Raw genomic sequence first — 14723 nt, forward strand, 5'->3', positions numbered from 1 at the left:
GACGACGATCGGCCCTGCCGTGTCAGGCTCGTGGACGCCGAAGGGAGGCGGCGTGGCAGACATCGTTCCTCCGGAAGGCAGGCGCGCGCCGGGTTTTTCGCACGGGCGCGCCGGTTTGCGCTCTCATGGCCGGCCATGGAACCCCGGATCTGGCTGCTCGTGAGCCGATACCACCTCGACGCCGGGCTGTCGTCGCTCCTGGTGGACGGCGTCGCGACGGCCGGCTTGCTCGTCCTCGCGGCGCTCGCGCTCCGGCTCTCGCGCCGGCAGCGCCGCGCCGCCGCGCAGGCCGAGGCCTCGTTCATGCCCGGCGCCGCGCTCGCCCCCGGCGAGGCCGTCGTCATGGGCACCGTCGAGCGGGAGCAAGGCGCGGACGTGGCGGTGCGCGTCGAGATCGAGGAGGAAGGGTCCGAGTCCGAGACCTCCGGGGTCTGGACCTACCAGTGGGCCGAGACCGGCCGCAAGGTCCGAGTCCACCCCTTCTATCTTCGCCACGCGTCCGGCGCGCGCATCCGGGTCGAGCCGGGCGAGGACGTGCAGCTCGTCGACGCGCTCGACGGCATGATCCGGATCGATCTCACCCGGCGCGTCCGCGTGGCCGAGCTCCTTCCAGGCGAGAGGGTCTTCGCGATCGGCGAGCTCCGGCGCGCGCCCGATCCCGAGGCGCAGGCCCAGGGGTACCGCGAGCAGGCGCAGGGATACCTGCTCGCGCCCCCGCGCGGGGGGCGCATGCTCCTCTCGTCCGAGCCGCTCGGCGAGCGGTTCGCGCGCAGGGCGGCGTTCCACATGCGGTGGGCCATCGCCGCGGCCGTCGCGTCGCTCGTGTTCAACATGGCGTTCGCGGCCTTCCACGCGCGCCGCTGGCTGGGCGAGACGGTGGACGTCCGCGTGACGCGGCTCCAGGAGAACGAGGACGGCGACCACACCCGCTTCGAGGTCACGATGCGGGGCGATGGCGGCGCCGCCTTCTCCGACGAGGTGTCCCACGGCGCGTTCGCCCGCCTCCGCGAGGGCGAGACGGTGAAGGCGCGTTATGTCCCCTCGTGGAGCTCAGCCAGCGCGATCGGCCCCGACGTGACGGCCCACTCGGTGGCCTACGCCGCCTTGCCGCTCCTCGGCGTCCTCGCGCTCGCGTATCTCGCTCGCGCGCACGCCACACGGCCCTGGTACGAGAAGAAGCTGTTCGAACAGGGGAGCGGCAAGCTCGCAGAGACCCTGTCTTCCCCGCAGCAGGCCCCGAAGCGTCGGGAGGGTCGCCGCCGGGATCCCGCCTCTGGATGACGGACGGATGGATTCGGCAGGCGCCTCGCGTCCGACGACGGTCATCGAGACATCGCACCTGCGACCCAGGGGTCAAGCTGTAGAGCTGACAAATCCCCTCATCTTACTGGCATTCCGGGGAAGAGAAGCTCGAACGGGGAGGCGAGGAGACAGGGAGATTCATGAAATTTTACTCCCCGCCTCCCCGCCTCCCTGTGAAGCTTCTCGAAACACTCGAGAGGATGCTTCAGGACCGAGAAAGCAGCTGCCGTTTCATCGACTCGAGAAGGCGTTGGACGTGCCGGTGAGCTTCGCGCTGCCCAGGTTCTTCGCCTCGAGCTTGGTCTCCGCGTCCCTCACTGCAGCCGTGCCGCTGCCCGTGATCGTGATCGACTCCTCGGCGAGCGCGTAGATCGTGAACTCGTAGGTGTCGGTCTTCGTGCCGGTGCTGGAGCCGAAATTGGGGCAAGGCCCGAGGTAGTTCGAGTTCTGCTGGGCGCCGAGCTTCGTCGCGTCCGCCTGCTTGAACCCCTCGGGCAGCGAGGTGGTGGTGGCAGGAATGTTGTACAGAACCCAGTGATAGCCGTTGGGCTGCGACGGCGTCGCGTGCGCCAGGGTGACATCGATGAAGGTGATGGCGTAGCTCTTCGTGCCCGCGGGCCCCGCGGTCCAGTGGAGCTCCGGCATGACGCTGTTCTGGAAGCCGGCGGTCTGGCAGGTGTACTTGTCGGCGAACTTGGCGCCTTCCGCGTGATTGGTGCTCGCGAGCGCGAACTCCTCGGAGGGCGCGCCGCCGCTCCCTCCGGAGCCGCCCTCTCCGCTCCCGCCGACTCCCGTCGCGCCACCCTCTCCGCTGCCCCCTGCCCCCGACGTCGTGGTGGTCGAGGCGTCGCCGCCGCTCGAGCTCGAGCTGTTGGCGCTGCTGCTGGTGCTGCTGCTGGCGCTCGGTGAGCCGGAGCTCGCCGCGGTCCCGCCGCCGTCCCCCGACACATCGGGATCGCTGCTGGAGCAGTTCAGGATGGCGAATGGCATGGCCGCGAAGGCGAGGTATCGAGCGCTACGTGTGAGCCTATCCGTGATGGTACGCATTGGCGCATGATGCCACACCGGCGTTCCTATCGCGATGACAGTCGCTTCTCTCCTCGCGACAAAGATCCGCAATTTAGCGGTACATTTCCCGGAACAGTGAGTGATCGCAGAATGTGAACGTTGACATGAGCGCGCCTGACGCGACACATCGCTCCAGGCCTCTCGCCCGCCTCTCGCCAGCTCGCCAGAGAGGAAGAGACGGAGCGGAGGGCCCTTGACCCTTGACACCGCGCGAGAGCGAGCAGGAGCGCCCGCGAGGACGCTCCTTCCCTGGCGGAAATGTGCAGAACCGCCGGGTCAGTATTGCGTGTTGTTGGACGTCGTGATCTTCGAGGAGCTCACGCCCATGAAGAGCGCCTTGCCGATGCCGCTGTAGCGGGTGTTCGTCATCGTCACGCTGCTGCTGCCGCTGTCCGTCCTGAAGATGGACTCCTTCATCTTCGAGATGTCGCACCGGTCGATGAAGACGTCGACCTTGAAGTCGGTCCCCCCGTTCTGCCGGATGAACTTGCCGGCGTTCTGCGCCGTGAAGTTCGACACCTTGAACGTGCTGGCCGCGTTGATCTGGAACACCTTGTCGTCGCCGTTCTTCGCGGAGCCGCCGTTCAGCACCACGGTGCCGGACTTCTTGACCGTCAGGGCGTCTTCGCCGATGTCCTCCCAGACGATGTTCTCGAGCGTGACGTTGCCGTACGTGTGAATGCCGTCGGCCGCCGGCGCGCCGAGGACCACGTTCTTCAGCTTCGCGCCGTCCTCGAGCTTGAACACCGGCTTCTGGTCCTCGGCCTGGCTGCCGTCCCCGAGCGTGTTCTTGTCGGCGATGTACCGCTTGCCGCCGCCGTCGAACGTCTCGCCCGCCTTCACGATGATCGTCGAGCTGACGACGCCGCCGTTCCCCGCCGTCGTGGTGCCGCCGCCCGAGCTGCTGCCGCCCGAGCTGCCGCCAGAGTCGCCGCCGCCCACCGGCACGAGCTCGATGTAGTCGACCTTCAGGTCGTACCCCGACGACGAGGAGTTTTTGCCCTTGCACGTGAGCGCGAACTCGACATTGCCAGAGAGCGATTTCTCCCCGAGCGTCGCGGTCGTCCAGCTGTCGCCGGTGGAGGAGCCATAAGCGTCGAAGGACTTCACCGACGATCCCTTCACGGCGAGCTCGTACTTGCCGTACACGTTCCGCGTGGCGTAACGAAGGACGATCTTGTACGTGCCGGACGCGACCGACGCGGAGAACTTGAAGGTGTCCCCGCTCTGGTTGGCGCGGAGCTTCACGTTGTCCGCGTTGTCTTCGATCCTGTCGCCCGACGAGATGGACCAGCTCTGGTTCTCGGCCTCGATCCTCACGGCGCTGAGCGCGTCGCTCGCCGAGTCCACGTCCACATCCAGGTCGGCGCCGTCCGCCGCGAGGCAGCCGGCGAGGCCGAACGACAACAGGGCACCGAAAGCATAGGTCAATTTCAAGCTCATGAGTTCATCCCTCAATCATTGACGTTGCGCGCGACCGACGACCCCCACCCTTCACCCCCTCTGCGCACCCCTCCCCCCACGGGTCGTCATGTCCTCGCGATGTCCACGTGATGTCTTGTCCTGTCTTCACGTGGAGAGCAATGCCCAGGCCACGGCGCGCCATCACCGCCGGCAGCACATCAGGGCACCATGATTGCATTTTTCCGCCGAACGACGGCGTTTCACCCGCTCCGGCGAACAGGCACGCTCGCGGCTGTCATGGCCCGCTGTCAACGACGTCAACTTGCGGTTGACACATGCGCCCGCAGGCGGCTCGACGGCGCGAGCCTGCCCTCCGGGCGCTCTTGCGGCGCTCAGCGCTGACTAGGGATGGAGGGGAGATCGTGGACGCGCGGGGGGCGACGAGGCCGGCCGGCGATGCCCGCCGGGGCGTCGCCGTGCGCGGTCACTCCGCGTAGCAGACCTCGAGGCGCGGGCGGCGCGACGCCGTGGTGTCTTCGCTGGCCCGCCACGGCGTCGCCCCCGCCACGTCCTCTTCCATCACGAACCCGTAATTCGGGAGGACGCCGCTCACCCAATCCTGCACCAGGTCGGTGAGGTTGGCGGTCCGATCGCCGGCGCCGTTGACGGTGACGATCGACGCGAAGCTGAGCGGCTCCCAGCTCTGGTTGTAGCTGTTCCAGCTCACGGTCGTCTCGCCCCAGGGCGCGAGGGCCTCGTGGAGACGAACGGTGGTGACCGACGACTTGTACACCTGATTCATCGTCAAGGTGGCCGAGTAGACCGGCGCGCCGGCGGGGATGAACGAGAGGTCGAACCAGACCAGCGCAGCACGGAAGCCTCCGGTGCCGGCTCCGCCCGTGTAGATCGACGGGTACGACCCATCCTTGTAGGTCGGCGAAGCCGACCAGAGCGTCGCGTCCCAGACCGTGCCGAAGACGCCGCGCTGCACGGTCCTGCACACGGGCGTGCCTCCGGAGCCAGCGCCGCCGGCCCCGCCCGCGCCGCCGCTGCCCACGCTCATCGAGCTGCTCATCATGATGCTGCCTGTGCTCGTGCTCGAGGCGCTCGAGCTGCTGCTCGTGCTGGATACGCCCGTGCTGCTGCTGCTCGTGCTGGATACGCTCGTGCTCGAGGCGCTCGAGCTGCTGCTCGAGCTGGACGAGCTCGAGCTGCTGGACGAGCTCGAGCTGCTGCTGCTCCCGCTGCCGGGTGGCGCATAGGTGAGCGTCAGCTCCATGTCGAAGGACAGATCGGTCGAATTGGGGGCCGATTGCTTGACCATCACGGCGAGGATGTTGCTTCCGACCACGAAAGAGCTCGGGGAGAGCGTCACCGTGGTGAGCTCGTCGTCGCGCGACTCCGCGGACGCATAGTCACCGTAGGCCGTGTTGGTCACGCGCTTCGATGCCACCTGGGCGCCGTTGAGCCAGACGACAACGCCGTCGTCGTGGATGAGCTTCATGGTCGCCTGCGCGACCGGCCCGTCGATCGGGATGATCTTGCGGAAGTAGGCGGTGGGATACGACGGCGTGGCCCGGTAGAGGGCCGTGCTCTCCCCGCCGTCGCCGTAGCCGAGCTGCCCCCAGCCCCCCTTCCACGAGGAGTCGTCGAACGTGAGGTTCCGCCAGGCCGTACCCCGGTCGACGCCCAGGTCGTCGTAAACCCAGTAGTCGCCCAAGTAGACCGCCGTGCGGGGGAGGCTCTGGATCGTGAAGCCGGCGTTGCTCTCGTCGGAGAGCAGCGGGTGCTCGGCGTCGGAGACGCGCACGAGCGCCGTCGTCGTGTCGGTGGAGGGAACCACCCAGTTGTAGCGGCCCGTGTTGGCGGCGCTGCTCGTGATCGTGGTCCAGGTCGCGCCGTTGTCGGTCGTGTACTCGATCCGGACGGTGGGGATGTTCCCCACGGTCGCCCAGCGGATCGGGAAGATGCCGCCCGGCGGCAGGCGCTCCCCGCCGTCGGGCGCCGCGACGTCGAGGGCCGTTCCCTTCACGATCGCGAAGCGGTCGCTGATCACGCCGTCGTAGCGAACGTTGGACACCGTGAGCCGGTTGTCCTCGACGTCGAGGAGGCACGAGCCGCTCTGCGCCTCGTTGAAATACATGAGCGGGTGGCCTCCCGAGCCGCCCACGTACGTGCCGTGGCCGGCGACGACATGGACCGCCCCTTCGTGGCTCCCCTTGCCAGGGAGCTTCACGTAGGGGCCGTCGCCGAGCGGCTTGCCGTCGTGCCCGTCGACGATGTGCCCGTCCGCCGTGGTCGGCGTATCGTAGGCGCCGTCCACGAGGAACGAGCGCTCGTAGTTGTGCGAATGGCCCGCGAGCACGAGGTCGACGCCGCCCGCGTCGAGGATGGGCGCGAGGTACTCCCGGTGCTCGATGATCAGCCAGTCCTCGTCCGAGTCGTGGGTGCCCTTCGTGTACATCGGAAAGTGCATGTACGCGATGATCCAGTCCTGTTCCGTCGCGGCGAGATCGGCGGCGAGCCAGGCCGCCATCGCGCCGCTCGAGTAACGCGAGGAGCCATAGCCGTCGAGCACGACGAAATGGACGTTCGCATAGTCGTACGAGTAGTAAGCCTCCGTACCGGAGGGAACCCCGCCGGCCTCCCCGGCGGTGGGGAGCACGTAGGCGGTGTAATAAGGACCGGTCTGCGTCGCCGAGTCGGAGCTCAGGCCCTCGTGGTTGCCGAACGTCGGCCACACGACCGTGTTGCGGAGGATCGCCGCGTACTGATTGAAGAAGCCGTTGGTGAACTCCTCGGTGGTGCCGAAGTTGTACGCCATGTCCCCCATGTGCAGGAACAGGTCGGGGCGGTACGCGCCGACGGTGTTCAGCATCGCGTCTCGCGTCGCCCAGGGCGCCGTGCCGCCGTAGCCGGTGTCGCCGATGATCCACGCCCGGAACTTCTTCGGCGTGGACACGGGCGGCGCCGTCTCGAAGTAGAAGGACGAGGAGCCGCCCGCCAGCACCGCGCTCGATGTACCGACGCTGTAGTAGTAACGGGTGTTCGGCGTGAGCCCGCTGATGAGTACCTCGTGCTGGGTCGCGAGCGCGCCGAGGTCCACCGTCTGCGTCAGATTCGCCGGATCGGTCCCGTAGCGCACGCGGCTGTTCGTGCCCACGTCGGTCGTCCACACCACGTAGACCGAGTTGGGCGTCAACGACTGCAGATAGGGCTGCCTCATCACCGACTGAGCGACCGCCTCGCCGGCCCACGCCATCGTCACTGCCACCGACGCTGCGGCCAGATGTCCGGGGTTCAATTTCATTGCTTCACCCTCCGAGCTTCCTGATTCATCCCGCCTTGCCTCCAACAAACGCTCGCCATGCGGCGAGCCGGGCGCCTTCCCGGCACGGTCACGTCAGCGATCGCATCGCGCCGGATACCGTTCGCGATCAGCGCATCGGACGTGAACGCGCTGCTACCATCTTACCGAAACCACACATGAGAGATCATCTTAAATCGGAGAGCCTCGCGCCGATGGCAGACCACTCCGTTCTCTGTCTCTGAGCCGCGCCGGAGGGCAGCGAGTGCCGGGGCGCGCTCAAGCACAACAGAATTCCGTCGCGACTGTCGAGCGAGCGCCAACACTGGCCAACACTGGCCAACACTGGCCAACACTGAATACGTGTCCGGCGCCGACGGCGGGCGCTCGTCGTCCCAGCGCTCAGTCGCGTCCGCTCGCTCTTGCACGGGCGCTCGCACGGAGGATGGACGCCGGGGCCTTCGCCCGTAGCCGCCTCGCGCGACAGCGGTAGGTCAGTCTTGCAAAACCTTTCTGCTCCCTGGCCAGCCGGTGCGGCGCCCCTGAGCGCCACGCTGCGGGATCATCATGAGGACCTCAAAGCATTGTCGTCGAGCAGCGGGTCGCTGCAGGATCGAGGGAAGCTAGCATGAACTCTTTTTCGATTGTATGAGGGATACGTGACATCGCGATTTCTGGTTGTTCTCTGCCTCCGCCTAGCCGCGCGACCTGGGCGCATGATCGCGACGGGGGTGGGCGCTGGAGCGCCGGCGCGGGCCGGCTCCACCGCGGGCCTCCAGCGGCTTCCGCGACTCCCGCGTATCCCGCGAGCAACGACGGCCGGGCGCACCGCCATGGCGGCGGTCGGCGCGGCCGCCATGGCCGCCGTCCTGCTCCTGGGCGAGCGCCCTGCGCTGGCGGATCCGGGGGAGCCGGCCGAGGTCGAGGCGCGCCGCCTCGTCCATGTGCTCGGCTATGTCGCCATGGACTACGGCGGGAGCGTCGCGAACGGCGCTGTCACCAGCGTCATCGAGTATGACGAGCAGCTGGCGCTGCTCGGCGAGGCGATCCAGGTCGCCACCCGCATCCAGCCGTCCGCGCTCGAGAGCGGGGCGGGCGACCTCGCGCAGGGCATCGTCGGCGTGCGTGAGCTCGTCGAGGCGAAGGTCGCCGCGGATCGAGTCGCCATCGCGGCCAGGGGCGCGCGCGACCGGGTCGCGTCCGCCTTCCGGCTGGCGGAGGCGCCGCTCTCGCGGCCCGACGCGGCGCGCGGCGCGGCGCTCTACCAGGAGAACTGCGCCACCTGCCACGGCCCGACGGGGCACGCCGATACCCGGCGCGCGGCGAGCCTGGTCCCGCACCCGGCGAACTTCCACGACGCGATCATCGCCGAGCAGCTCGCGCCCATCGGTGTCGAGTCCGCGGTTCGATTCGGCGTCAGCGGCACGGCCATGGTGCCGTTCACCTTTCTCTCCGCCCGCGACCGCTGGGACCTCGCCTTCCACGTCGCCGGCCTCCACCACCCCGAGCCCGGTGAAAGCCCGAGGCCGCTCGATCTCCCGGGCTACTCGATGGTCGAGCTCGCGGTCCGCTCCGACGCGGACCTGCGCGCCGAGCTCGCCGCGCGCGGGATCCCCGCCGAGCGGCACGCGGCGCTCCTCGCGGAGCTCCGGCGGCGCGTGGCCTATGGCGGCGAGGCCGCGTCACACCCCCTCTCCATCGCGCGCGCCGCGCTCGACAGGGGGCGCGCCGCGCTGCGCGAGGGCAGGCTCGTCGACGCGCGCGAGGCGCTCAGCACAGCCCAGCTCGACGGCATCGACGTGGCCGAGGCGAGCGTCCGCACCGTGAACGAGGCGCTCGCGAGCGACCTCGGCGACGGCGCCTTCGCCCTTCGAGCGGCGCTCGCGGCAGGCGCGACGACAGACGCGCTCGACGCGGGCATGGCCACGCTCCTGCGCGACGCGACCTACGCCGAGGTCGCGCTCGCGCGGTCCGGAGTCGCGCCAGGTCGGCTCGTGGCCCAGGTCTCGAGCCGCCTGGCGCTGCGCGAGCTCGCCCCTGCGGCGCTGTTCCTCGCCGCGCTCGCCGCCGTCGCGTCGTCGCGGAGCCGGCGTGTCGTCCACGTCGCGTCGGGCGCGGCGCTGGTGCTCGCGCTCGCCGCCTGGGTCGCGGCGGCGCTCGGGCACATGACCGGCTTCTGGCGAACGCTCACGGCAGGCGCGACGATCTCGCTCGCGCTCGCGGCGCTCGCCGGCGCGGCGGCGCTCGCCCGGCGGCGCGGCGCGCTGCAGGTGCGCTCGCAGGATCCATGGCATGGCGGCCTGTCGCGAGGCGGCCGAGCGGCCGTGTTCGCGGCCGCGCTGCTGGCCGGCTTCGGCGCGGCGTTCTCGGCGCTCGACGCCGCGCTCGGGGTGTCGCTCCCCGTCGCGCCGCCCGCCGTGGCCGGGGTGTCGATCACGCTCGCGCTGCTCGCGGCCGGCGCGGCGCTGGTCACCCGCGCGAGCCGGGCGGCCGCGCGCCGCTGGGCGAGCCCTCCCGCCTGGCTCGCCTGTCTGCTGTGCGTCCCGCTCGCCGGCCGCGCCGTGGCCGCCCTCCAGCTCTGCGGGTTGTTGCCGCTCCACCGGATGCCGCTCCCTCGACTCACCGCGCTCGGCATCTACCCTGCGGTCGAGACATGCATTGTCCAGGCAGCGCTGCTCGGGCTCGCGCTCGCCGGCGCGGCCCGCGGCCGCCGCGCCGAAGGGGCGTGTTGACTCGTGCTCATAGGGAGCTCGTGAGAGCTACCGAGTCGCCAACAGGCGATGGCGGAGGCTTCCTCACGAAGACAGCTCATGTAGGGAACGGTCGCCCCGCGCACGCGCAGCCGAGCTGCCTTGATTCGACAGGCTGAGCAGCGCTGGGCCGGCGAGGGGCCGAAAACCGTTGTCTCGAGCCCGCGCCGCGGCGGCTCGCGTCGCGACCGACGCGCTTCCATTCTGGGACGCAGCGTCCTATCGTGATTGGCTGAAGCTTCTCGGAGATCCCTTCCATGACCATGAACAGCAAGCTGGCTTTTGCGCGGTGGACCAGCGGGTGCCTCATTGCGGTGCTCGGGGTTGGATGTGCCCAGATCTTCGGCTTCGATAAGTTGTACGAGGTCGCGCAGGGCAACACCGGAGGCGGGGGCGCTGGCGGCGAAGGCGGCGAAGGCGGGAACACGGGAGGCGGGGGCGCCGGCGGCGGGGGCGGTACGACCAGCAGCACCAGCGGCACGAGCGCGGGAGGCGGGGGCGCTGGCGGCGAAGGCGGCGCCGGCGGGAACGCGGGAGGCGGCGGAAAGGGGGCAGGATGCCCGGAGCCGCCGATGGGCGACCCCACCCTGGAACTGTCGATGATCGACGACATGGAAGATGACAACGACACCATCATCAAAGTGGTGGATGAAACGAACCCCCGGCAAGGGGCCTGGTACGTGGGGAACGATGGCGAGGGGACGCAAACGCCCGACGTGGGTGAGCCGTTCACTATGAGCCTCCTCGAGCCGCCGCGCGGCGACAGCACGTTGGCAGTGCACGTCGAGGGCGATGACCTGTTTTCGAAGTGGGGTGCCCTGTTCGGCTTCCAATTGAACAGCGCTTCGGCGTCCAATCAGGGCCTCTACGACGCCTCCGCGTACAGCGGCATCACCTTCTTTGCCTATGCGGACGGCCCCGCCTCGACGAAGGTGACCGTTGACGTCGCCGACGTGCAGACCTGGAGCAAGGGCGGCATCTGCACCACCGAAGGGGGCGGGTGCGACGACCATTTCACCAGGGTCGTCACGCTGAAGAATTGCTGGACTCAGTTCAAGGTGCCCTTCTCCGCCCTCGCGCAGTCCAGCTGGGGCCAGCAGTTCGAGGCGATCGACCTGACGAAGATCTGGGCCATCCAGTTTCGCTTCTCGGCGAGCCGTGCATTCAGCGTGTGGATCGACGACGTGGCGTTCTACAAGGAGCCGGCGCCGGAGACGGAGCCCGAAGCGACGACCCCGTGAGCGCCGGAGCCGCCCGCGGGCTCGCGACGAGGGTCGAGCCCGCTCAGCGTCGAGACGCAGGTGCCGACGAGGTGCAGCCCGAGCACGGCGCCGATCCCCTCGCCCACCCCTAGGCCCAGGTCGAAGAGCGGATCGAGACCGAGCTCGGTGAGCGCGAGGGCCGCCGCCGGCTCGGCCGAGCGGTGCGCGGCGAGGAGCCATGGGCGGAGCGCCGGGGCCATCCTGACGGCGCAGAGGGCCGCGGCGCACGCCGTCAGCCCGTCGACGACGACGCCCATGCGCAGCCGCGCGGCCTCGAGCGCGAAGCCGGCCATCGCGGCGATCTCCAGCCCGCCGACCTTCGCCAGCACATCGAGAGGATCGGTGGGATCGGGCACGTGAAGCGCGAGCGCGCCGGCGACGACGCTGGCCTCGCGCGCGACGCCCTCCGCGTCGAGGCCGGCGCCCGGTCCCGCGAGGCTCGCCGGCGGCGCGCCCGTGAGGGCGCACAGGACGGCTGTCGCCGCGGTCGTGTTGCCGACGCCGATGTCGCCGGCGCCCGCGAGCGTGACGCCCTCCGCGGCGAGCGCGCGGGCGGTCTCGGCCCCCGCCTCCATCGCGCACGCCGCCTCGTCGCGCGTCATCGCCGGCTCGCGCCGCAGGTTGCCGGTGCCACGCCGCACCACCCGCGGCGCCAGCGGGACGACAGGCGCGCAGGGCAGCGCCGAGAGATCGCCCGCCAGGCCGACGTCGACCGCGACCAGCCGCACGCCGTGGCGCGCCGCCAGCGCCGAGACCGCCGCGCCCCCGGCCATCACGTTCGCGAGCCTCGCCGTCGTCGCCGACGAGGGGTGAGCGCTCACGCCCTCCGCGACGACGCCGTGGTCCGCGCAGAACACGGCCAGCCCCGGCGCGGGCGGCGAGAGCAGGAGATCGCTGCGCACGCCGGCCCACCACGCCGCGAGCTGCCCGAGCCGCCCCAGGCTGCCCGCCGGCAGGCCGAGCGTGGCCTGGTGCGCACGGGAGGCCTCCATGGCGGCGGCGTCGAGCGGTGAGATCGCCGTCGTGCGGAGCGATGAGCGCGGCGGCTCGCTCGACCGGCCCGCCGCGGGCGCGCTGGCGCCGTCGCGGTCTTGCCAGATGCCATGTTCGTGGACGACCTCATCGACCGCGCGCCGCTCTCGCCAGCCGCTCTCTTCCAGCATCGGTCGCCGCCGGAACGCGACGGGGTGGCCCAGGCAGAGATACGCTATCGGCTCCACGCCCGGCGGGAGGCGCAGCTCGTCGCGGAGGACGGCGGGCTCCACGATGCTGACCCAGCCGACGCCGACGCCCTCGGCGCGCGCGGCGAGCCAGAGGTTCTGCACCGCGCAGCACGCGCTCGCGCGCACCGCCTGGGGCTGGACGATGGTGCCCAGGATCGCCTCCCCGCGCGGCCTCAGATCGACAGCGACGCACACGTTGAGCGACGCCTCGAGGATCCCCTCGAGGCGATAGGAGAGGTACTGCTCGCGCCGGCCCTCCGGAAAACGGGCAGCCTCCGCCTGACGGCAGCGAAGGAAGCTCTCGCGGATCCGCGCGCGCTGCGCCTCGTCACGCACCACGACGAAGCCCCAGGGCTGGGAGAATCCCACGCTGGGCGCCAGGTGGGCGGCCTCGAGGATGCGCCGCAGGACAGCCCGGTCGAGCGCGCGCCCCGGCTCGAAATGCCGCACGTCCCGCCGCAGGGCGATGACGTCGTAGACCGCCTGCCGCGCTCCCTCGTCGAAGGCGGCGACGGCCTCCGGGACCAGGTACGACGGTTCGTGTGTGGCGTTCACGGCGGTCAGCTACCACAGTTGCCAGGCGATGGGCAGCCGACGGCCGTGCGCTGCAGATGGCCCCCTCGCGCGTCTCCCTTCGAGCCAGCGAGCCGCGCCGATCGGGCGCTGGGCGAGCGGGGACCGCCGTGCTCGGCCTCCGCGCCGATCGCGCCCATCACGAGGGCCCACCCCGGCTGGACGCGGCTACCCTGCCCTCGACAGGGAGAACCCCTCGTATCCCTGAGCCGCGACCGCCTCGCACCGCTTTCTGTAGGCGCCGACGCCCCCGGCATAGGGCATGAGGACGCGCGGCTTGCCAGGGATGTTCGCCCCGACGTACCAGGAGCTGGCCAGCGGATACAGCGTGCCGCCGGCCACCTCGCTGGCGTGCGCGACCCACGCGTCCTCCGCCTCGGCGGTGGCCTCGATGCGCGCGAAGCCCCGCTCTCGCAGGTACGCGATGCAGTCCGCGATCCATTCCACGTGCTGCTCGATGGAGACGATCGCATTGCTGAACACGGACGGGCTCCCAGGCCCGGTGATCGTGAACAGGTTCGGGAAGCCGGCGATGGCGACGCCGAGGTAGGTGCGCGGGCCGTCGGCCCACCTCGCCGTGAGCGGCTCGCCGCCCCTCCCGCGGAGCTCGATCCTGGTCAAGGCGCCCGTCATGGCATCGAAGCCCGTGGCGAACACGAGGCTGTCGAGCGTGTACTCCGCGCTCCGCGTCCGGAGCCCCGTCTTCGTGATCTCCTCGATAGGCGACGCCCTGACGTCGACCAGCGTGACGTTCTCCCGGTTGAAGGTCTCGTAATAGCCTGTGTCGACGCAGAGCCGCCGGGTCCCCAGCGGATACCCCCTCGGCGACAGCGCCTCGGCGACGGCGGGGTCGCGGACCGTCGCGCGGATCCGGGATCGGACGAACTCGGCGGCGGTCTCGTTGGCTTCCCGGGACCGCATCACGTCCGAGAACGTGGCGAGGAAGCCGGTGCCGCCCTGCTCCCAGCGAGCCTGATACGCGCGCTCCCGCTCCTCGGGCGGCACCTCGAGCGCGGAGCGCGGGTCGACGTCCATGATGACCCCGGCGCGCGTCTCGCGGGCCCTCTGCCGGTGCTCCGCGTAGTTCGCCTTCATCCACGATTCATAGGCCGCCTCCAGGGGCGCGTTGCGCGCTGGCACGCTGAAGCACGGGGTCCGCTGGAAGACGAAGAGTCGCGCCGCCTGCTCGGCGATGGCGGGGATGACCTGGACGCCGGACGAGCCCGTGCCGATGACGCCGACGCGCTTGCCGGTGAAGTCGACGCCGCCGTGCGGCCAGTGGCTCGTGTGGTATCGCTCGCCACGGAACGCCTCGAGCCCCGCGATGTCGGGCACCTTCGCGGCGGACAGGCAGCCTGTCGCCATGATCAAGAACCGGGCGGACACGCTGGCGCCGTCGTCGGTCCGGATCACCCACCGATCCGTCGCCTCGTCGAAGGCGGCCGCGGTCACCCGCGTCCGGAGCTGGATGTGCGCGCGGAGCTCGAACCTGTCCGCGACGTGCTCGAGATAACGCAGGATCTCCGGCTGCGTGGCGTATCGCTCGGTCCACGTCCATTCCTGCTGGAGCTCGGGAGAGAACGAATAGGAGTAGTCCATGCTCGCGATGTCGCAGCGCGCGCCGGGGTAGCGGTTCCAGTACCAGGTGCCGCCCACCCCGCCGCCCGCCTCGTAGACGCGGACCGAGAGGCCGAGCCGGCGCAGGCGGTAGAGCATGTACAGACCCGCGAACCCGGCGCCGACGACGACGGCGTCGACGCGGCCCAGCGGCGCGGGGCTGTCCCCTGAACGATTCGGCTGCACGTCAGACATGATGTTCGCCTCCCTCTCCGGA

General features: G+C 70.3%; 8 protein-coding genes and 1 pseudogene. 3 read left to right on the forward strand and 6 right to left on the reverse strand.

What is annotated here, in order from left to right; translation table 11 throughout:
* Positions 1-135: 135 nt before the first annotated feature.
* Positions 136-1281, forward strand: coding sequence for a hypothetical protein (locus tag WMF11_RS28075; protein ID WP_437972886.1), 1146 nt, complete (start codon positions 136-138; stop codon positions 1279-1281).
* Between the two features lie 252 nt (positions 1282-1533).
* Here WMF11_RS28075 and WMF11_RS28080 read toward each other — a convergent pair whose 3' ends face one another.
* The 4 genes and pseudogenes from WMF11_RS28080 to WMF11_RS28095 form a co-directional block, all read right to left on the reverse strand.
* The gene (locus tag WMF11_RS28080) at positions 1534-2292 is read right to left on the reverse strand and encodes a YbhB/YbcL family Raf kinase inhibitor-like protein (protein ID WP_437902349.1); all 759 of its coding nucleotides are present in this window, start codon (positions 2290-2292) and stop codon (positions 1534-1536) included.
* Positions 2293-2646: 354 nt separating this feature from the next.
* Positions 2647-3312 (reverse strand): pectate lyase, encoded by a 666-nt coding sequence (locus WMF11_RS28085; RefSeq protein ID WP_437555504.1) that lies wholly within the window; start codon positions 3310-3312, stop codon positions 2647-2649.
* A 9-nt stretch (positions 3313-3321) separates the two neighbouring features.
* A pseudogene (locus WMF11_RS28090) lies at positions 3322-3813 on the reverse strand (pectate lyase); the annotation flags it as partial.
* Positions 3814-4258: 445 nt separating this feature from the next.
* Positions 4259-7084 (reverse strand): DNRLRE domain-containing protein, encoded by a 2826-nt coding sequence (locus WMF11_RS28095; RefSeq protein WP_437972887.1) that lies wholly within the window; start codon positions 7082-7084, stop codon positions 4259-4261.
* Between the two features lie 830 nt (positions 7085-7914).
* Here WMF11_RS28095 and WMF11_RS28100 point away from each other — a divergent pair.
* Complete coding sequence (locus WMF11_RS28100) at positions 7915-9813, forward strand: c-type cytochrome (RefSeq protein ID WP_437902351.1); 1899 nt, start codon at positions 7915-7917, stop codon at positions 9811-9813.
* A gap of 281 nt (positions 9814-10094) precedes the next feature.
* Positions 10095-11072, forward strand: a complete 978-nt coding sequence (locus tag WMF11_RS28105) for a hypothetical protein (RefSeq protein ID WP_437972888.1) — start codon at positions 10095-10097, stop codon at positions 11070-11072.
* On the opposite strand, the gene cobT is transcribed toward WMF11_RS28105, so the two are convergent.
* Positions 11024-12871, reverse strand: coding sequence for a nicotinate-nucleotide--dimethylbenzimidazole phosphoribosyltransferase (gene cobT / locus WMF11_RS28110; RefSeq protein WP_437972889.1), 1848 nt, complete (start codon positions 12869-12871; stop codon positions 11024-11026). The genes WMF11_RS28105 and cobT overlap by 49 nt on opposite strands.
* Before the next feature lie 186 nt (positions 12872-13057).
* Positions 13058-14701 carry a flavin-containing monooxygenase gene (locus tag WMF11_RS28115; protein WP_437972890.1) on the reverse strand — a complete coding sequence of 548 codons (1644 nt, stop codon included), beginning with the start codon at positions 14699-14701 and terminating at the stop codon, positions 13058-13060.
* Positions 14702-14723: the final 22 nt, after the last annotated feature.

This window comes from Sorangium sp. So ce295, from assembly GCF_051527405.1.
Lineage (GTDB): Bacteria > Myxococcota_A > Polyangia > Polyangiales > Polyangiaceae > Sorangium > Sorangium cellulosum_B.